13 protein-coding genes are annotated in these 20,560 nt (G+C 37.4%); 1 reads left to right on the forward strand and 12 read right to left on the reverse strand.

Annotated elements, in window-relative coordinates:
• Positions 1 to 321: 321 nt before the first annotated feature.
• Genes LP316_RS15415 through LP316_RS15435 form a run of 5 tightly spaced genes read right to left on the reverse strand, consistent with a single transcriptional unit; the run spans position 322 to position 11,385 of the window.
• On the reverse strand, positions 322 to 1,647 hold the full coding sequence (locus LP316_RS15415; protein WP_226960759.1) for an McrC family protein: 1,326 nt from the start codon (positions 1,645 to 1,647) through the stop codon (positions 322 to 324).
• Positions 1,616 to 4,090 carry an AAA family ATPase gene (locus LP316_RS15420; RefSeq protein ID WP_226960760.1) on the reverse strand — a complete coding sequence of 825 codons (2,475 nt, stop codon included), beginning with the start codon at positions 4,088 to 4,090 and terminating at the stop codon, positions 1,616 to 1,618. Before LP316_RS15420 ends, LP316_RS15415 begins: the two co-directional genes overlap by 32 nt.
• Before the next feature lie 19 nt (positions 4,091 to 4,109).
• Positions 4,110 to 4,844, reverse strand: coding sequence for a DUF2971 domain-containing protein (locus LP316_RS15425; RefSeq protein WP_193021995.1), 735 nt, complete (start codon positions 4,842 to 4,844; stop codon positions 4,110 to 4,112).
• A gap of 11 nt (positions 4,845 to 4,855) precedes the next feature.
• Positions 4,856 to 6,892, reverse strand: a complete 2,037-nt coding sequence (locus tag LP316_RS15430; protein WP_193021996.1) for a hypothetical protein — start codon at positions 6,890 to 6,892, stop codon at positions 4,856 to 4,858.
• Positions 6,892 to 11,385: a hypothetical protein gene (locus LP316_RS15435; RefSeq protein ID WP_193021997.1), complete on the reverse strand. Its 4,494-nt coding sequence runs from the start codon at positions 11,383 to 11,385 to the stop codon at positions 6,892 to 6,894. The genes LP316_RS15430 and LP316_RS15435 overlap by 1 nt, the downstream gene beginning before the upstream one ends.
• A 162-nt stretch (positions 11,386 to 11,547) precedes the next feature.
• Here LP316_RS15435 and LP316_RS15440 point away from each other — a divergent pair, with 162 nt between their 5' ends.
• Positions 11,548 to 12,405 carry a WYL domain-containing protein gene (locus tag LP316_RS15440; RefSeq protein ID WP_193021998.1) on the forward strand — a complete coding sequence of 286 codons (858 nt, stop codon included), beginning with the start codon at positions 11,548 to 11,550 and terminating at the stop codon, positions 12,403 to 12,405.
• A gap of 128 nt (positions 12,406 to 12,533) precedes the next feature.
• Here LP316_RS15440 and LP316_RS15445 read toward each other — a convergent pair whose 3' ends face one another.
• From LP316_RS15445 to LP316_RS15475, 7 genes are all read right to left on the reverse strand, one after another.
• Positions 12,534 to 12,902 (reverse strand): hypothetical protein, encoded by a 369-nt coding sequence (locus tag LP316_RS15445; protein ID WP_193021999.1) that lies wholly within the window; start codon positions 12,900 to 12,902, stop codon positions 12,534 to 12,536.
• 431 nt (positions 12,903 to 13,333) lie between these two features.
• A complete protein-coding gene (locus LP316_RS15450; RefSeq protein ID WP_193022000.1) occupies positions 13,334 to 14,923 on the reverse strand; it encodes a TnsD family Tn7-like transposition protein in 1,590 nt (529 codons plus the stop codon).
• 1 nt (position 14,924) lies between these two features.
• The gene (locus tag LP316_RS15455; RefSeq protein ID WP_193022001.1) at positions 14,925 to 15,866 is read right to left on the reverse strand and encodes a TniQ family protein; all 942 of its coding nucleotides are present in this window, start codon (positions 15,864 to 15,866) and stop codon (positions 14,925 to 14,927) included.
• Complete coding sequence (locus LP316_RS15460; RefSeq protein ID WP_193022002.1) at positions 15,863 to 16,330, reverse strand: hypothetical protein; 468 nt, start codon at positions 16,328 to 16,330, stop codon at positions 15,863 to 15,865. Before LP316_RS15460 ends, LP316_RS15455 begins: the two co-directional genes overlap by 4 nt.
• The gene (locus LP316_RS15465; RefSeq protein WP_193022003.1) at positions 16,321 to 17,343 is read right to left on the reverse strand and encodes an ATP-binding protein; all 1,023 of its coding nucleotides are present in this window, start codon (positions 17,341 to 17,343) and stop codon (positions 16,321 to 16,323) included. The genes LP316_RS15460 and LP316_RS15465 overlap by 10 nt, the downstream gene beginning before the upstream one ends.
• The gene (locus tag LP316_RS15470; protein WP_193022004.1) at positions 17,336 to 19,588 is read right to left on the reverse strand and encodes a transposase; all 2,253 of its coding nucleotides are present in this window, start codon (positions 19,586 to 19,588) and stop codon (positions 17,336 to 17,338) included. Before LP316_RS15470 ends, LP316_RS15465 begins: the two co-directional genes overlap by 8 nt.
• Entirely contained in the window at positions 19,578 to 20,450 is an 873-nt protein-coding gene (locus tag LP316_RS15475) for a TnsA endonuclease N-terminal domain-containing protein (RefSeq protein WP_193022005.1), read from the reverse strand. The genes LP316_RS15470 and LP316_RS15475 overlap by 11 nt, the downstream gene beginning before the upstream one ends.
• Positions 20,451 to 20,560: the final 110 nt, after the last annotated feature.

Below are 20,560 nucleotides of genomic sequence, written 5' to 3' on the forward strand. Positions count from 1 at the left end.
GTTTAATAAAGCAACTAAAAAGCTGAACTAAATTCAATCTGATTTAATTAAAGTAACGCTCAAAAAAAAGCGAGTACTGCATTTGCAATACTCGCTTTTATTAACTAAGATTAAATCAACTCACAAAACTAGCATAAACCACTGATTTAAAAGCTGAATACATCAATCCTAGTTGGAAACTCTTTTGGACATAACCTTATTAAAATACATAAAGTTACGATTTAAGTTATTGCAATTATAGTTGGAAACCATAACAAAATACTTAGACTTTAGTTAACATTATAGACAGTTCAAGATGGAAACCATCTAAACAACCTAAAGTTAGCAATGTTCATTCACTCCTATTGATATTTGGCATTGATCTGTAACCAAGTCATAAGGGATAACGTTTAGTCTTAAACTTGGTTTAAAACTAAACTCTTCTAAAGCTGAATCAAAGTTTTCATGCTTTGGATATATTAGAAACATATCGCCACTACCGTTTAAGTATTTTTCACCGTATGCAAATAATTGATACATATCGGACTGGGCAAGATTATATTTATCTTTACCGGTAGCCAGGTTTTGATTGATTACCTTCCATTTGGTATCCATAACGCTAACAACTTTTTTATCGTGGTAAATAACGATATCTGGCCGGAGTTTAAACCAGTTTTGCTCTTTATGCTCTGTCAAAGCTTTACTTTGAGTTTGCTCTGATAGCCTGAGAGGGCTTTCGAAACGGCTTTTTAGTTTTGCAGCTACGTATCGCTCAAATAATACTTCCATTGGAAACAGAAATGACACTCCATTAGCTTGTCCAGCCAAGGTAATTGGCGATTGATAACTAAGGATTAGTCGACACCAAACCTTTATATCTCGATAGTGTGCCAATGTTCGATCATCTGACCACTTTCTAAAGTCAGAGCAGTAATCGGCAGACTTCCTAATATCATGAAAAACAAACAATAACTCTCTTGCTAATCGCTGATTATTAGGACTTTTCGTCCATTTAAAAACTTGGTATAGAGCGGAGTGAAGTAACCTGTTTTCTGCTCTATCAGCTGTAAATATGTCATGGGATACTTGAAAATAATGTTGCCTGCCTGGACGCTGCCGAATTTGCTTTGCTGTCAGCAACTGTCCTTTTAAAAAAGGAGATTCCCTTTCAGTGCGCCTATAGTGACTGCGTATTCCTTTCTTTATTAACTTAGAAGTTTCCTCTAAGAATAGTGTGATAAGGACTTCTAAGAGAGGCTGATTGATAATCTTCAAGCTCGAGTTATAGAATTGCTCTAATTTAATTTTTTCAACGACGGATAACATTTTTAATAAAGTTTTCCGAGCTAATTCAGTATCGTCGCTGTCTCTAGTAACTTTGGGCAGTATTTCTATTCGAGTACCGCATGGTGTTTCGACAACTCCTACAAAATTAACTACTTGCAAAGCTATTCCATTTCCTCGGCGCTTAACCTTTATTAGCTCTCTTCCGTTTTCACCAATACTTTGACCATTCAGGAGTAACCAATTAAAAGCTTTGCTGCTAATAGAGCGACAGCCAATATCTTGGCTGTTTCCACCATTCAATAGCAGACCATACTCCTTTATAACTATATCTTTGGCAAACGTCGTCGGATTATTCATAAATACCGATAAATGCTTTTGCATCTTTGAATGCCATGGAATTACGGGTGTATGGCTGAACCCCATTTAACTCCCAATCATTGCCCATTAGATTGGCTATTTCTGATGAGTCAAACTTTTCGATAATAAAACGTAGTTGAGCTTCCTGCTTTAAATGATCTCCCAAAACTTGACCTACTCGCTCCCAATCTTCGAAAAAGTACTCTTCTAAGAGAGGTAAAATCTGTAACTCAAATATGCTAGCCAACTTCTCTAACGTTGGTTCCGAAATCAGAGGTATAAAGAAACTATGCCCTATTGTATGCTCTCTATCATAAAGAAGTTCTATACGAGAATTTATAGCTTGAACGACTCGAGAAACGTCTATGCCGTTAATTTTTGGGATCTGATTCAAAATTTCGTAATCAGTCATCATCTCTATAAATTCAAAACGACGCCTTAGAGCTATATCCACTTGTGCTAGAGACTTATCAGCCGTATTCATCGTACCAATCAAATATAAGTTTGAAGGAACAGAAAAACTAGTTTTAGAATACGGAAGTTTAACTGAGATAGTTTCAGAACCACCTGTCCGTTTGCTCGGTTCAATCAAAGTTATTAACTCGCCAAATATATTGGCTATATTCCCTCTATTAATTTCATCGATAATAAGTACTCTTGCATCAGAAGTGTTCAGAGCGTCAGTAGCAATACCTCTCTTGATAACACTTTCGATTAGGGGAGCGAAAACATTTGGATATCCATTAATAAGATACTTTTCCATATTTGTATCTACTTTGTCGAATACCCTCTTGTGCTTAATATCTTCAATACTAATATCCCCAGATTTAACTAAATGAACAAGTTCATTTACGATGGACATAGCGATCGGCAACCTAGAGCCATTGGGCTTTTCAAACTCAATAATTTCTCTTGTAATTGAGTTCACCTTGTAATTGGCGATTGATGTGCCAGGTGCTACTTGCTGAGCTTTTTTAGTACTAGCGAGTAATAATTGAAGCTTTTCTTTATCTATCGTCGGTGGCTTCAATCTATAAATGGTTTGCTGAGATAAATTCTTGTTAAACAGTTCACTAACCGGTAGTGACGGGCTAAACTGCTTTAGCCATTTTACCTCGCGAAGTTGGCTGTAATCGCCATCATTACTTTTTTGGAAATAGTAGTCGCCTGTGATTTCTGCTATGGCTCTGAACTTATGATTGCCATCTGAGACAATTACTAAATCTCCAATCGCCATCTCGTTTTTAAAACGAATCACCGAACTTACATTAAAGTCAAAGCTCTCATTATCGATTGTATAACCATTGGATCGATATAGTTCAGCAATGTCTTTACGGCTAACAGCAGAGGTGAAATCTATGGCTCCACCATATCCCAATGCGATGGTGCTATTTTCAATACACTCTTCAAAAATATAAGCATCTTCTCCAAGAGTATTTCCTAAGGACATTTTCCATATTTTTCGGCTAGATACATCAATGTCAGAATCCACTGATTCGGCTTTGACTTTTGAAGACGCAGCGTCACACATTTGCTTAAAAATACCGTCTTCAACTTCATAGCTAACTTGATTATTTTCATTAGTAGCAGCTTTAATTCCCTCAACAAAATCTTCATAACTGAAGCTCTGATGAAAGGTAACAAAGCCAACTCTATTTGACTTAACTAAGCTGTCAAAGCGTTCTTTCAATAACTGTCTATCACTTTTATTTACTTTATAAAAATCAGGAGCGATTATTTCTAATGCTTTATTTATTGTTGAATATGTTTTACCTGTTCCCGGCGGACCATAAAGAATTGTATTCAAACTGACATCAACGCTTGCAGTTTCCTCAGGCAATACTGTCTCTTCATCAAATTCATCATCATTTGTGATTGCATCTTTATCTATTTGATTCCAAACTTCATAGCCATATTCAACTACATTTTTGTCAGCTCTCTTTGCCATTAACTCCTTATAGAGTTCAGCAAAACCCGCCGAGCTATTGCCACACGCCTTTTGCAATACATCTTTTTTGAAAATATTCAGCAGCACGGGGAAATTATGATCTTGATATAAAAAAGCAATCTTCCATTTCAACGTGTCAGCAAGTTCAAGAGCTTCAATTGAATTTAGATCGCTAGCATCTACAAACTCTATAACTTTTAAGATATTTGATTTTACATTTTCGAACGCTTCAATTTCTGAAGAACCAAACTTCCTGTTCCAAGAATATGAGTCGCCATGCTGGATATGACTCCTCTCACCTTTAGGTTCTTTGTTTCGCCTATAAATGCCAAACTTCGAAGCATCACCTCCACGAATAGAGCCTAACGGCTTGGTCTTATGCTCCAGCCAATATGCAAAGGTGTCTTGATTATTTACGTCAATATATTCATCTAAAGAAAGCTCTTTTATTTTTTCTCTTGGCCATCGAGTTAAGAACTCGTCTAGAATTTGTAGCCTGCCATTCATTGTTACTGACACAGTTATAGTCCTATTGTTTCTATATATTATTAAAAGTCATTCCAAAGGTAGCTGTATTCAGTTCAGCTTTGTAAAATTTAACATTCTGACTATTAATTACTTTTTTAACCAGCTTGATATCTTGAGGGTTTACTTTACAACCAAAATAAACAGCTTTTAGTTTTCCCGGCCAAGGATATAAATCGTCTCCGGTTTCAACGATATGCCTCCATTCCTGCTCATACTCCCAATGCCTAGACTTTGTGTACAAGATTCGCCTTTTAGACGACAGTCTTTTGTCCTTATCAAGAAGTGACTTTGGGTTTAATCTAGGGTGGTTATCAGAATAAAAAACAGGCTGAGTCTCTTTGTCGTTTGTTAATTGGTTATTGTCTTCCCTGGAGAACTCGAGACACATCCCGGAATGTTCAGCTGCATAATGAGACCACATCAATAAATTTTTATTACTTGCAGCTAACGATAAGATCCCAAGTTCCTCTATTTCTCTCTTAAAAGTATCAAGATGTCCCTTTAACGATATTTTTGTACTAACTATAGAGTCTGACATTTGTTTGCCAAAAGCCTTAGTTAACTTTACCGGGTCAAATTCATTGCTATAAGCGTGCAAACGCCCATCAATATAAAAACGTGTATCAAATGGGTCATTAAACCGTGCAGCCTTTGAATACCATAGTTTGCACTCTGCTAAAGCATTTAATTGATTTTTCTCTATAGGGGAATATTTGAACAGAGATTTAATTTCTGGATTCTTCAAAACTACCTCTCTTAGTTCTCTATATATAACTTCGCAATTTTCTCAAAAAGAGAACTTTTACTTACTTCATTTATTCTAAGAATATCTTCTGTAAACGAACTGAAAAATATATGCGTAATTGGTTGATCTAGAGCCTTAAGAAGTTCACCGTCAGCATTGAAAGTTAGCAGATTATATACACGGTTCTGCTTTGCAATATCTTGGTTTGGTCTTTGGATTGAAGCAACAAAATAGAAAAGATCAGGCCCCTTTTCCTGCATATACACGTGGTGATACTGCTTTCGTTCTTTAGGTAGCAGGTAATATGGCAATACTGATACATCGACACCACTTTGTCGATTTACAACTAATTCATCACTATCAGATATAGAAATAGTATCAACTGCACTATTGCCAATTATTTGAGGCACCCTAATTGTGCTGTAGGAAGTAAGTAAAACAGATCGATCTTTATCATAAAGATAGAAGCTATCATCATGTATCTGTCTATCACCAAAATAAGGGCATTCGAGCGCTAATCTTTTTTCGGATTTAATTAGCTTATTATCTTCAACAACTAACCGCTTACTTCTTATATTCACGTCTAAAACTGAAGCAAAGAAGTTATTTTTCTTCGCTTTTATCTTTCTAATGTATACCAGCTGTAAATTGGCATCCGGTAAATCTATTTCATCAAAAGCGCGGTTGATGAAAACGTTTCTTTTTAGCCAAATTTCAGAATTTATTCTATTGAGTTTGTGTGGTGAAATAACATAGCTAACTTCTGAACCTCTAGGTTTTACTTCTTTATCTGTTTCAGCAAGGTTTAGTCCCTGTATAACTTTGGGAGATTGAGATTCGAATCGAGCAATTTTCAGCTGAGTATAATAATCAAGATCTTCTCTTTGACTAATAGACGTATTCCTGTATACGTCCCAAAAGCCCGTATATACTCTTCCTTCAACACCTTTTCTTTGGATACTGGAGTTACCATCACTCGCGTTTAGAACGATATAGTTATGTTCTTTTTTAAGCGAATCAATAGGTATTGGAGCTTTAACGATCGACACGTTATTTGCTTCAAACTTGGAATACAGTTGGGATAAAGCTTTGTCTTTTTTAAGCGCGTCAAAATCGTCACCAAGATTATCAATAATAACGACATCAGAAGAACATACTTTATCTGATGAGATAAAATTATCTGTAACATGTGTAGCGCTGAAATGCCTAGCTGAAAACTCTAAATCTAGCCGATTTAGTATCCCCTGAAGAATATCTGATAGTAGGTGTTGTGAGTAGTTTATTGACGTAGGAAAAGCCTCTCCAAATGACATAAACTTACGTTTCGAATATTTTGTAGCGCTAACTTCTCTACTAGCAATGTACTTCGAATCTTTAGTTTTAAATAGTGCCTTAGTATCATCTAGATCCACAGTGATTGCTTCGAGCCTATTTACCCTAAAGACCTTCTTTACCAAGTTAAAGCAAAGCTCTTGGATCGGTGAGTAGTAAAGCTCTGGTTTTAACGCCTCTAAATATGTAGTCCCATCTTTTTTCTCTCGTCCAGACCTATGAACACTCAAATAGAGCTCTGAATTAAAGTAAGTAGGAGAGAACTCATACTTTTCCTTTGTCTGCTCAATGAACTCTGTTTTTAAGTGTAACCCTAACAGTCCCGAAACTAACCTGTCTTTCTTTTGCTTATTTAGCAAACTAATTTCATCAATTAGTAACTCATGATTTGGTTTTTCATGAGTCAAATAGAAGAAATAAACCTCTACAGCCCCTTCATTGAAGAACTTTACCCATTCATAATGCGGATTGATTTCATTTGAGAGTTGTAACTCTTTTCTAATTGACGCTTTGATTTCCCTATGAATTTTCTGTTCAAACTCGACAAAGCTTTCGCCTTCTTTGACAAATAATTTGGATTTGCACCCGATATAAAGGTCTTCATGTAACGAGTGAAAAAGCGCTTTAACTATGTCGTCAGCCTGTCCCTTAATATCCAAAATATTTGTTGTTGCTATTGGCATATTTTGGGCAGGGTATGTACAACCAAAACTCATTAAAACTTTCCTTGTAGTAAATTTGATAAGACAGAGTTTAAAGCAACCCTCTGGTTTAATTGGCTTCCTTCATAATATGATGTGAGCTCACCGTCGCTGTTTCTTCGTTGCTTCGGTTTATAGCTAGACTCTTCTTTAAAAAGGTTTAAGTAAAAAAGCTTATTCAAGTGACTAACTTCTTGCTCATGATTCAACGGATTGTTTTCTAAGCGCCCATTCAAATATATGAAATTAAGCTCAGAATATTTTCCTTCCACATAGTCAGATACTGTTTTTATTTTTGTTAACGCTTTATGGTGAGCCCCCTTTGACAAAACAGCTTTATCAAGCGTCGAAGACCAATTTTTAACATCAATACAGAGTAACCGGTCATTAACCTCCACATAAAAATCGAAAAGCTCATACGAACGAATTCCAACTTTTTGTACGACTTCTTCTGTGGTTAAAGCCTTAATTTCAAACTTATCCAACAGTAATTTGAAAAGATACTCTCCAACATTGCCTTTAAGCATTCGAATAAATTTGGGATGAGGAACATTCATCTTGAATGCTTCTGACGATAATCGAGCGCTCTCTCGTACTAGCGCTGTAACAAAATTATCAGTTTTGTAGTCCATTTTACTGGTGTAATCCAATGAAACCATTTTGTCTGGACGATACAAACGGTCGCCATTGGTGATATCAGTTAAGATCTCTGGTGCATTGTCCCTATAGCAAAGCTTAAGATTCTCATTGATGTCTGCAAGGTTTATATAGAGTTTTTCGATTGAAGCTGCCACCAATTTATCGGTTTTAGCAATTTCAGTTAACCTTAACTCTTTCAGATACTTTTCTGGATCGTTTACTGATTCAATACTCCTAAGTAGATCATTGAAATATAATGCATTTTTATCTCCCTTACGTGCATCTTCGATTATCTGAGGTACTACTTCATCAAAGAATTCGTCAAGTAACCCCCCTGATGATTGAACATCTCGTTCAAAAGCTTCTCTTTTAGCATCAGTATCAAAGCCAACCTCCGCACTTCTCCTAGCACACTCAGCCTTAAATCGCTGGTTTAGTAAAGACATGCTCTCAAAGAAAATTTCATTTCTGGGATCTTTGGATAACCGAGAGAACTGAACAGCTGCTAGGTCCGCAATATCCGAGGGCACAAATATCTCAGAGGTCATATTTGCATCTTTTCTTTCAACACGACCTATTGCTTGCATAATTGCCTTGAGTAATTCGAGTTCGTGCTCATAGTTTAAGAATCGATAGTCTTTCCCATGCACCAAGTTGATTTCAAATTCACTTAAGGCCTTTTCCTCTGAAGTGTCAGATATTCGCTTCATAATCGATAGGCAATTTGCAAGCGAATAAAGGGTTTTGTCACCTGTAGCACTGTCTTTAATCACCTGGCTCCAAAAAGGAGAATTGACTAATACAAGCCTTTCAAAATCAACTTCAAAGCTCCCACTTAAGTGATCAACATATTCGACAAAATAATTAAGGCCTGTCCCCGCACCTCGATAAGTAGACATAAAAGCAAGCTTTAAGTTATTTGAATTAACTTTGACGAAACTTCGAACGTCAACTTCCTTATTGAGCTCTGCATTGAACAAAACTGTCTGAACAACCGGCTTATTAGAAAATGGGGTAAATTGAAAAATACGTCCCTTTTTATCTAAGTCTCTAAACCCATTAGGTTTAACCGTCTTACCAGTCTTAATGGCCATAACATATTTTCTTAATGCATTAAGAAAGTTGCCAGATAGTGATAAGGAAAGAGTGTGTTTTCCATCAAAAGCAGCCAGTAACCACGCAGTTAATTGGCGCTTAAACTCTAGTCTCTTGTACTTGTCATCCTGTTTATAGGTATATTCCGATAATTTTTTATACCAAGCATCAAAAGTACTTCTGAACTCGTCATCTAGCTGCTCGCCACATAAGAATTCACTATATTCATCAAATACTTCAAACTTTACTTTTCTCAACTCTGCTCTTGTCTCACGCAGATTTACCAAAGTTTCTTTAGAATCCAAATTTCTTGTAATTAGCTCAATACCCAAATTTCTTGTGCCATCGTTACAATATTTTCTCAAGAACGGTTGGTTGTATTGACCTACAATATTTTTATTAATACCACTTGTTGCACTTAGTGCAATTACAGAGTTTGTAGTGTTATGCAGCATACGAAGTAACGAGACTTCTGGCTGCTCCTTAATTAAGCTAAGAGAAAAGTTTACATAGGTAAGTTTCTCCAAGGACGGGTCTCTAAATTCTAAAAGCTTTTGAGGGATTAAAGAGAAAACAGTTTTTGGATGAAAATAGGTATAGAAGTGGTCTATTTTGATTTCACTTCTCTCATCTGGACGATCGAACATACTTTCTACTTCAGACGCGACCGTTCTTGCTTTTTTCATGAATTTATAAAGCGGGTAGTTTTGACTGCTATCGCCACCTTGCTTTAAAGACTTAACAAATTCTGAAGACGACTTAAATTCACTCGCAGCGGCAGCTAGCACCGCCATTGTTACTTGATAGACATCATGTAGCGATAATGTAGTATCTCCTGAGTCAGTAGTATAATAAAGCTGACAAGTACCTGTGCCGTGAGCAAGCCTTACTCTTATCCGCTTCAAACCATCTTCATTAAAATACCTTTTGGGAGTGAAACAAAATGCATTGCGCGTCAGGTTTATGATTTGCTCAGCGTCTCCATGTCTTATTTGAACAAAGTCGATATTTCCTGAAAAAGTTGCCAATACATATTTTAAATTAAGCCCATTTGATAATTCACAATGTTCACTAAGGTTCCTTCTAATCTTTTCGACAAAAGCCAACTTGTCTTCATAAAATTGCGTAAATTCAATGTCTGCTTCAATAGTTTCTGTGACCTGCATATATATCCGATATACACCAGCAAACACATGCGCAAGTTGGATTTCAGGTGTTATCAATGTGGTCGTAGCAGAGTCTGAAAACAGTTTATGAGCTTCATGAACCTCATCTATGATGACAGTAAAACTAATGCCTTTCTCTCTAAAGTAATTCGATGCATCGGCTTCAAAAAAATCATTCTCTAGGAACTCAACTCTTTGTTCATGCTTATCTGACAAGTGCATACCAGTTCTAATATTAGAATCTGTTAAGTGTTTTTTCCCCCCAACAATGCAGTCAAATGGCATAGATTTAAAGGAAAATAAACCTTGAGGATTTTTTTGTGGCAGGCGGATGTTCAAATCAAATTTATTAGTTGTTGCCAGCATTATGCAGGGCTTAACCATTGCAATGGCAAAAGGAATACAGTGCTTTATTATCTCCGCTCTGAGCATGTCTAGCTCAGTTGAAGACTCAAATAAAGAGATAAGATCCGCCGCTTCCTCATTGTAATTTAAGCAAGATAGCGATAAATCAAATAGGATTCTCTCCATATTGCGACGTTGCTCAGTCAGCTGCGATTTCAAATCACTTATTATTTCTGCATTGTCCGCTTCATACGTCTTAACTTCGGTATTAATACGGTTCTGCAAGGAATCCACGGTTCTTAACGACTGAGCTAGTCTTGTAAGGTCTTTTTCAAGCCATTTGTATTTTTTACGTTTTCTTACCCATGAGTTGTAGAGGTCATGGTTTTTTCGCTTTTCACCATTTGGAGATGCTACCCAGCTCTCAAATTCTAAATCTGTTAAGTCAAGCATCGCTAGAAATGCGACAAATTCAATACCAGAGTTTTGCGCTTTTTTAACCAGACCTTTATCAAAATCAAACTGAGACTTTTGAGGACTCACGAACACAAGATTAGTGAAGGGACCTGTACTTGTTGAGTTACTACCATACTCAATATATTCGGAGATAACACCGTATGATTTACCAAAGCCAGTGCCATCATTGGACTGAATCAAACAAGGCTTTCTATGATGAGAGACTTGGTAAAGTTTTGAAGCCTCACCTCTATATTTGTTTATTGAGTTCTTTAGATCTTCACTAGGTTTTAATTGATTAATAGTATCTAAAACAGACTCACACTCTTCTAAGTGAGCTCTCTCTGAAAACTCATAACCTTTTCCATTCGTATATTTGAGTAATCCTGCTTTGTATAACTCAAAAGTTACATTCAGCTCACTGATTGCGAACTTTTCACTTAAAAGCTCTAAGGTCTTTTTCAAAGGTGCTTTTTCTTTAATAAGCATACCGAGTTCCAGCTCAAGTTCATCAGAAATGTTTGAAGGCAACCTCTCAAACAAAGGGTGTATAGAGAAGTCTTCGAGATTAGCCTTGCTATCTCTCTTATAAAAAACACCTGTCTTATAGCTAGTTCTTTTGTCAATTGAGAAAAACCCCATCTTCGCTAGCATAAATAAAATAGCTTTAGGTTCGTCACCAAATTCAGAAGCCAGCTTTAATATCTCAGGAGCACTTTCAGTTACTTCCGACAAAGACTTCAGCAAAGCATCATTATTTTTAGCAACTTTATAAAGTTGCTCTTTTGTTTCATTTGTCCACTTCATAAATCACCTTAGAAAATCCTTCATTCTTCAGATAAAAGCTTTCATTAAATAACTGCTGCTAAGCTGTTTATACTGATAAATCGATATTGAATACATTTTAATCCGAATCATTTGATTTGCAAGAGTGTATTTATACAGTCTATAATGATTCTAGAAATCAAAATGAAGACATTAAATATGAATAAACTTGAACTAGTGGATTTCTTATTAATGTTTACAGGGAAAGTGAACAGAAATGAGTTAATGGAAATTGCAGATATATCTATCGCAACTGCAACAAGAACTTTGACTCAATACAGAAAAGAGTTTCCTAAGAATATCGAATACAATGTTGGTAAAAAAAGATATGAAGCTTCAGAGCAATACCAACCCGTATTTGAACATGATTGTTATAGCGCATTAAGGGCTGTAGCTTATGGCCAAAGATTAGAACCAACTAAATTACAGGCAACCATAGGGCCCAAACTAACCCCTAATATCACAGCGAATCTTGATCCATTGCTAGTCTCTGTCATTAGTCGCGCTATATTTTTCAAAAAAGCACTCAGAGTTAGTTACGTTTCATCTACAAAAAGCGACAGGAACAAAGAAAGATTAATTGCTCCAATCGCTATATTTGAGAGTAGAAATAATTGGTATGTGAGAGTATGTGATGTACTTGATAATTCGACTTATAAGAACTTTAAGTTAGTTAGGTTTGAAAGTGCAGTTTGTGAGGACTTTCCAAATGTACTTCCTGATGATACTGAATGGTCGAATCTCATCACACTAACCATTGGCCCACACATTAAGCACCCCAATCCCGAAGCCTTAAAGTTAGATCTTGGATTAACAGAAAAACCAGTCATGAACATCACTGTCTCTGAAGCTTTGGCTGGCTTTGCGCTAACTGAGCTTGGTGTAGATTGCTCATTAGGTGCTTGTTTGAACCCTTATCATTTCCAGTATTGCCTCTTGAACCGGCATGAATTGATTAATATCGACTCCTTGATTCTAGCGCCAGGGTTCAATGAAAAGTAAGCCAAAAATAGTTATTCAATATACTGGTGCTCTTCCTCCAAATATCCTGAGGGCCATTAAATATAGCTTTGAGGCTTTCCTCTGTTATCACAATTTTGTACGGTTTTACTTAACAAATCCCAAATCAATCAAATAGAAACCATCCCTTTTAGAAGTTTTAGAGTCGCCTTGAGTCCCGCCTTACCTTCTCTATCAACTAACTCTAAGGGTGTAAAACCATCTAATAAGTGATGATTATTAGGCATACTCATAAACCCATAAATGTTGTCAGGGTTGTTAAACATAACCTTTAATTTGGCGTCTATTTGCAATATCAATTCAATTCTTTCCTGCAACTCTGATTCGCCCACATTCATCGATAAAATAGACTGGACTAGCTGTTCACTTGCTTTCCAATATCGCAAGATATTGAGTGCTTCAATCTCTGAGTTTTCACTTATCATGTACACCTCTTTTATGTTTATCTTCCCGCTTCGCGGCACTACAACCAGTTGCATTTGATCCTCTCATTTCCAAGCTTTTCAACCAATTTCGTCAAAATACTGTCAAGCATTAATTTGACCAAATTGATTACATGTACAGCGTTCGGTCAACGTAAATCAATGACTTAGCAAATTGGTGATTGCATTTTTTTTAAATCCCTTTAATCTCTTTTTTGGGGTCAATAAATAAAGCTTTTGGTGAGCGATTTAACTGCAAATCTACTTTAAAATGTCTTTAAGTTGCTCTTCTGGTTTTTTCTTCGCAGCGTCGCTGCGGTATAAAACGATTTGTTTGTATTCAAAGAAAAGACTTATACCAATTTCAAAAATTCACGCATACTTCATTTGAATCTAGCACCTCAATACAACTAAGTAAAATAGCATTATTATTCAACAGGTTAGTATCAAACCGGAACTAACCCTCACTATAAGCTTGGTAGTAACGGTTACTTCCAAAGTGCAACTAGTGCTTTCGCTTTTTCAAAAGATTTAGGTAACTTTTTCGAATAGTTAAGTAACCAATTATGTCCATCAACGGCTCTATCTACCGCTGAAACTGAAAGAAACGTTCCGTTTAGAGCGTCGATTTTATTGCATAACATGAGATCTCTCATAGGCCAGTTAATTTCAGGTCTATGGCCAGTAACCTGAGCTTCAGGTAGTTGAGCGTACAACCAATCTTTATCATGCTTATATAGCCACATATAAGCACTACACTGGCGCTTTATCTCATTACGAGTGGCATTACCATTACTTTCCATAAAACGTCTAAGCAATGTTCGATTCAAATGCATTTTATGATGCATTTTTAGATGCCGTCGCCACTTGGAGAGACCGCTGTGGGATTGAATGATTTGCTCTACCGCTCCAACTGATATACCTAAAAACTCGGAAATATCACTTCTATGTTGTCCAATGAATGCTTTTCTCCAAACCGCTCGCTCAATATCAACAGTAATAAACTGCCTTCTTCTATCAATCGAAATTCCATTTCGTATCGCTAAACCCTTAACAAAGCCTATACTGCATTCTAGACGCCTTCCGATTTCTCTAAGCGATAGACCTGTATTTAGCAATTTAACAACATCCGAGACTTTATTTCGCGACTCTGAAGGAGGTAAAATTTTATTTGCTTCACTTTTGAGGGGGATATTGAAAAACTCTACAGGCGAATCTGTTAAAAACCCCATTAAAAGAACATCTCTTACGTAATGAGTAGATGTGTCGTGATGTACCAGACGAGGAACAAAACTAAAATCGCCAAGCTCTGGAGGTACTTGTCCTTGCTTAAACCCAAATAAGCCTGCCCAATAACGCTTAAGATCTTTCTTCAGAATCTTCCACCTAATACGGCCACCAGCGGTTAGATATCCCTTAAGACTCAGCCAAGCTTTATATCTTTCACTTAACGAGCCTACCGGTGTTTGTTGTTGCAAAAACATAAAAAGCTCTGCGACATACTTACTAAGTTTATAACTTGATTCAAAGCCCTTGAGAATACTGTTAACTTCAATGTCAGGTAGCACATACCTGTGATTCAATTCACCATCTCCAGCCAGCGTTTGGTGAAGCAGCACGTTATGAACTGGGCAAACGGTAACACCATGAAGCTGATGGACTACGTGCCAATAAGGCACCCCATACTTCATTTCATCTTCAGCAATACAGGCAGGACAAGACTTAAGCATATGACCAAAAGACAACTTTGAAGCGGCGATACGGCCTTTTTCATAAATCTCAGAGCCATTATCAGTGATTTCTGCTTCAAATAAGCCGTTTCTCTTGGCTCGATGCTTCAAGCCAAATGCTACGATTGTATGTGCGCTAGCTGTTACAGAAAATGCAGCACGATGGATTCCCGACAGCCTAGCTAAATTGTCGATATGACCTGGCAAAAATGGATTCACTCTTATCAATTCACGACCAAACAAAATTTGATTTGTGTGCTTAACACAATTGTAAGGTGACATCATATGGAAACGGGCAACAAGGCTATATGCAGACTCTCCTGGCAATAATGCTAGCGGTAAATCCATCTTATGCTCCAATCTGCGCCAAATAGTCTTCTAGAAGCAGGTATGCGATTGGATGAGGATGCGCAATACGTGCGTCTATTTGCCTTAAATGGGGATTTCTCAGCAATGAGCTTGTAAGTATTCCTTGATACTCCTTTAGCCCACTGAACAATGCATAATACTCATTGGGACTTATTGAGCCCCAAAAACGACTAAACCAACCAGCTAACTTCATTCGCCTAGGAACACTCAAAGGATCCAGCCCATTGATATTGGCAGAAGCTTTCATTCTTGCTACTACAGCGAATCGACGCTGTTCATCATATTCAGATTTAGCCAACAAAAGTGACGCTTTTTCGATACGCTCCATTTTATTTGTAAAAATAGGATTGTGACCCAGCAAACGTTTTCCGCATTTTGGGCACTTCCCATCTGCTGGCGGTATAGGATTAAGCTCTAGTTTTTTCATCTTCCAACCGCAAGCCAAACACCCATCAATCAACGGCTCCCTATGTTTCAGGCAATGAAATACACCTGGTAATTGGTGATCGCGGTGGAAATATGGCGCACCAAATTTTTGTGTGTCGTTGTCAATACATGCGCGGCAAAATCGCCAATTTGAAACATGAGTATTTCCACAACCAGTAAGCTGCAATACCCCTTTGTCATTTCGAACTTTTGGCAGGAGAATCTTGGGGAGATAGGCACCTAAATAACCAGAAATACCATGATCAACCACAAGCTTCCTGTACGCTTTACTATCCCAATGAGTCTCTGATGAAAACATTGTGATAATTTGCATTTCTAACTCATTAAAAGCAGTGTGCGGATTGACGAGTCCCAATGCTAGTTTAGTTAGTTTATCAGTATTCACACTACCAGCTGTTCTCATCATGTAATACCAACGAGCAGGTGCAGCATGTGCATCTTCCCCTGGCATCAAAGTTTGGAGTGCTTTACTCATTTATCCTCCTTTCGACTTGCTAAATTAAGTAAGTTTTCTGGAGACATAGCTTCACTTTGCTTATCTGCACTCACTTCATGAGCACTGCGAGGTGGCTGACTTGGCATTAATTGAACGCGTCCAGTCATTAATTTTGAGTTTTCTCTTGTTGCAACCTCTACCAACTCTTTAGCTTGGCGCTCAACATCTTTCAATTTCTCTGAGCTATCGTCTGATTTTGGAGTAACTTTTTCTAACAGCAACATTGGTTTCAAATCTTCGAATTTATGATACTGCCCCTCTATTAGTGCGTTAATTGGCGCTGCAAGAAAGTTGTATTGCTTCAAAAAAACAAAATCTAATGCGCGAGTAGTCAAAGACTGCTTCTCTGCCGGAAAATAACTAAGAAAGCGTAGTGTTGCCTGAACTATCGATACAGCTATAGCAGGAATACCTCCGGATAAGTCGTGCAGCTTTAACCGCAATGCGTCTTGGTTCTCCGTCCCCCTATCAGTAATACGGAGTTAAACAAAGCATGACATAAGTTTTTCCAAAAACCTGATTCAACGGAGCAACTAGCAAGACTCATAGAACCTGCCCTGATTGTGCGGCGCGTGATTGTCATTTCTTTTGTAAAGAGATTTAAGGTACTAAACGTCCCAACAAAAATAGTACTTACTCCAAGAGAGTTAACGAGCTCCTCGACAAACTTCATTGACGTTTTCTCATTTGGCCCTATTACAATTTTTTCTGGGGCCTTAGCGAAGTTTTGAGCCTCATCTATTACCAACGCACCTATGTGATGAAGAATGACCGCTTTTCTGACAGCGTTAATTAAGTCTTTTACGTTACTATTTCGATGCCGATAAACATAATCTTCCCCCGTTACCTCATCTATCGCTTCTAACACTGAGTTTAAGAAATTCTTTTGACCAGTTCTCTCATGGTGTTCTACATACAAATAAGTCACTTGTGTAAGTTGGCTTGTGAGCGTTTTACCTTTTTGATCGCTATAAGCTCCATGCTCTATTGTTTGGTCGATTAAGCGAAGAGCTTGTTTCACCATACTCGATTTACCTCGACCAGAAAGTCCACATACCAAGTATGTATAACTATTCTCAATCAGGTTTAAGCGCTTTATATTGGTCGCTTTTAATGGTTCATCCTTGTCCCTTTCGACTGAATAGAGAATTCTTTGCCAATCTTCTTGCAACGGATTTCGCCCTAGATAACCAACTTCAATTCCTAGGCGAATAGCCTCATAAACTTCAACCATTTCATCTTGCACTACATGTAAGCTAAATAGATTGAGAATCGATGAGCGCGTGTAATAACCGTGTAATTCTTCTGGGACAGCAGATAGATCAAGACCACCTGTAAATGCCACTGCCGACTGGGTTTGAATTTGTTGTTTTGTCAACGGAAATCCAAGCCCTTCAATTAGTGGATTACCGCGATGCATAGGATTAGGATGGACAATGTAGTTTGCTTTAGCCATGCTGAACCTCCTGCACTGCATTTGGATTCGAAAAATCGTTAGCTATGGCAATGTTTACTTGGTCTTCTTTATTACTGCTTGGATTTCCAAAAACGGACTCTGTAACCATCTGATACTCATATTTTTGCATATCTGCGGCAACAGCTTGATTGTCTTTCACACCAGGGGAGATAGTTTTAGCTTGTGATCTTTTTAAACGACGAGCTTCTCGCTTAGCCGTCAATTCTAATAGTCTAATATCACCTCGTAGAAGGACGCGCTCGATTAAACTACTTTGTCTCGCACACTCCAATTCATGTTTTAGAATTGCAAGTCTGTGATGTACTTGTATCCACTCTTGATTTCTATAAGCTTGACAGCGCTCTGTTAAATCAAGTTGATAAACTTGGTTAGTATCTTTATCCCTCCACCAAATATGATTAGTACTAGACTGAGAATATCGAATACTTATTTTTTCGCGAGAGAAATTTTTAGACTGATCCAATAACGGTAATTTTTCGAATTCTTTGGATGAATAATACAAACCATCAAACTTTACTCCGCGAGCTTCTACACTAACTTTTTTCTCTGATAACAACCCGAACACGAGTTGCTGAAATGACACAGTTGCTGGAGTAATGATGCTTCGCTTCAAGCTATAATTCCATGCAGCTAAAGAAGTAAATGCAACTCCGTCTCGCTCCATTTCAAACGTTCGATTGTTAACCCTAGGTTTTTGATTGTTCGCGTAGAGAATGCATTCAATGAGCGCTTTAACTAACTGTTTATAAGTTAAGATAGCGTTTCGGCTTGGGTGCTGACGATCGAATTGCTGGACTTTAAAGACTTTGCCATGTTCTAACGGTGAAAAAGCAGATTTCTGTATAACATCAAAGTTATTTTCAACTGTACCTTTGCAAACGCCCATGTGATAAGCATTCAAATTAGTAGTGCTTATTCCAAACTGACCTTTAAGAATTGCTTCCATGTTTGCGTCAGTATTTTCAGTACCTCTATCAAGAGTCAATTCACTGCATACATGGGAACAAGGCCAATCTTTCTCTTCAATAATCACTCCGTATTTAGCACAAAACTCTACTTTATTGCTAAATGCATTTAATAGTGCTTCTCTCTCAGCAGTCCAGCCAGCTCCCAAGAAAGAAACATGCATTCCGACTATCATGCCCGTTACCACATCAACCACAAGATAGAGGACTGGCCGTCCCACTGACAACAATTCATTAGAGAACTCATATCGAATATATATATCCAACACGGTGCTATCTATTTCGTAACGGCTAGTTGCTCCTCTCAATCCATAGCTTGCAGATCCAGTTCTAGCTTTATGATCCCGCTCATAATTCTTCTGACCAACTTTTTTCCGTAACCAAACTAGTTCACTCACAAGCTTATTGACTTGTCTGATGAATGAGCGCTGCGAGATTGTTTCTCGTACTTCAAGTACCATTCGAAATTCTTGCTTAATATCTTCGTCAGGAGCTCCTTTTGGGGTTACTCTAATAGAAGCATATTCATGTAGATAGTCGGCGTAAAAATCAGCTTTGACGACTTCTTGTCTGGCTTTAAGGTTCTTCCTCACAAATGCAGTTATGTCTTTTACATCGCTTTGTGTAACATGCCGATGTGGGCTTCCGAAACGCTTTGCTGGACCAGGCTTTTGGCTTAAATCAAATTGCCCATCTTTTCGCCTTTGTGGTTCTTTAGGTAATGAAAAGTTCTTCCCACAATTATAATACTCAGGCAGTAGCGCATTTTTAAAACCACCGTTTTTAAAAAACCGATTTAATGTTGCTGCTACATATTTCTTGCTTCGCCCTGATTTACGAATTAGGTCTTCCAAAATTCCATTAGGCTCCCCAAATAAATAGGCGACTAACTTGTCCTCATCTGTTACGAGGGGTTTGATCGTTTCCCAAGCTTTATCTCGCATTTCAAGCTGGTTCAGCAATTTTGTATCTCGCTTTTTCGATTTAGACTTTAAACGAGTTAGTTCAATCTCCTTGAATTTAATGATGTATTGCTGATCATCTAAAAAAAGTATTTCGGGAATATTAGGATCAAATATTGCCCATATCTTCCGTCTCAATAAGTCATTCAGTTTATCTAGACTGATGGTAAAGGGACGCTTTGGCGTCTTCAGAGATAAGTCACTAACAGCAACTTTGTCCTTATAGAATCCAACAATTCGATAATGAATTTGCTCATGTTTTTTGTTTACGGTTTTAATGATTTGATTAATATGCATAGAAAACCTCCTTTTGCTGAGGTTTCAGCACAGGAAGTGGCCTATTTAAGTTAATAACTTCATTAAAATTAAACTTAAATGCGCCTTCATAGGCCAAATTCTGAAAAATACATTGGACTTGGTGTAGCGGAAGATTTACTTGGTCTGAAACATGCTCTAAAACTTCTCGCACAGTTGAAGTAGAAAGCTCATCAAAAGACAAATTAAAATGCACTAACATTACCGATTTAAGCTCAGTACTAATTGCTATTTGCTCTTTGAAGCTAAAACACTCTCTTAGAAACTTTAGATTTAGTGTTTTATTTGAATTGAATGTTTGCTCTGTTAATTGAGTCCAGCTAATTCCTTGCTGCTTGCAATATTCACGCTCGATTTTAGCTTTGTCGTCCGTACGTTTTACAGCTTGTGGGCTTGACTGGCTTGCATCAAGCGATTCAGCATATTTAAAGTTGTAAGCATGTAAACTGTTATCTCTATGCTTGATTAAATAGTCCAAAGTCATCGTTTTTGCGGGTCGATGACCATCGAACTTTATACGTTCTTTGTAAGAGCTAGGATGAACAATGTTTAATTCGGCAGCGATGCGCATAGTATCCGCTAGCGGTAACGGGTACTGTTCAAATATATCTTCAACGCCAGCTTCATGTTCAAAGTGGAAAAAGGGTTCTAATTCGCCTCTACTTAAAAAGTGATGCGTACGACCTGTTTTATGGCTATGTATGATTTGACCTTGACCTATACTGTGGGATTGGCGCACTGTTACCCAAGGGCGATAACCTTCTGCTTTTATTCGTCTTAAATAACGTTCAGTTTTATCTCGCTCCTGCTTAGTTATGATTGGCTGTGTTACTGATTTTCTCATTTTCTGATCTCCAATAATTTAAAGAGATCACTAATGATATATCGCAAAAGAAAACTTTCAACAACCTATCCCATTGAATAATAATGACATTTTATTTATATATGCTAATA

The organism is Thalassotalea sp. LPB0316 (assembly GCF_014898095.1).
Lineage (GTDB): Bacteria > Pseudomonadota > Gammaproteobacteria > Enterobacterales > Alteromonadaceae > Thalassotalea_G.

Coding starts and splice junctions, on each gene's coding strand:
- LP316_RS15450 (WP_193022000.1), bottom strand. CDS start 14,923: ATGGATTTACCGCTAGCATTATTGCCAGGAGAGTCTGCATATAGCCTT.
- LP316_RS15440 (WP_193021998.1), top strand. CDS start 11,548: ATGAAGACATTAAATATGAATAAACTTGAACTAGTGGATTTCTTATTA.
- LP316_RS15465 (WP_193022003.1), bottom strand. CDS start 17,343: ATGGCTAAAGCAAACTACATTGTCCATCCTAATCCTATGCATCGCGGT.
- LP316_RS15445 (WP_193021999.1), bottom strand. CDS start 12,902: ATGCAACTGGTTGTAGTGCCGCGAAGCGGGAAGATAAACATAAAAGAG.
- LP316_RS15470 (WP_193022004.1), bottom strand. CDS start 19,588: ATGCATATTAATCAAATCATTAAAACCGTAAACAAAAAACATGAGCAA.
- LP316_RS15430 (WP_193021996.1), bottom strand. CDS start 6,892: ATGAGTTTTGGTTGTACATACCCTGCCCAAAATATGCCAATAGCAACA.
- LP316_RS15455 (WP_193022001.1), bottom strand. CDS start 15,866: ATGAGTAAAGCACTCCAAACTTTGATGCCAGGGGAAGATGCACATGCT.
- LP316_RS15475 (WP_193022005.1), bottom strand. CDS start 20,450: ATGAGAAAATCAGTAACACAGCCAATCATAACTAAGCAGGAGCGAGAT.
- LP316_RS15435 (WP_193021997.1), bottom strand. CDS start 11,385: ATGAAGTGGACAAATGAAACAAAAGAGCAACTTTATAAAGTTGCTAAA.
- LP316_RS15415 (WP_226960759.1), bottom strand. CDS start 1,647: ATGCAAAAGCATTTATCGGTATTTATGAATAATCCGACGACGTTTGCC.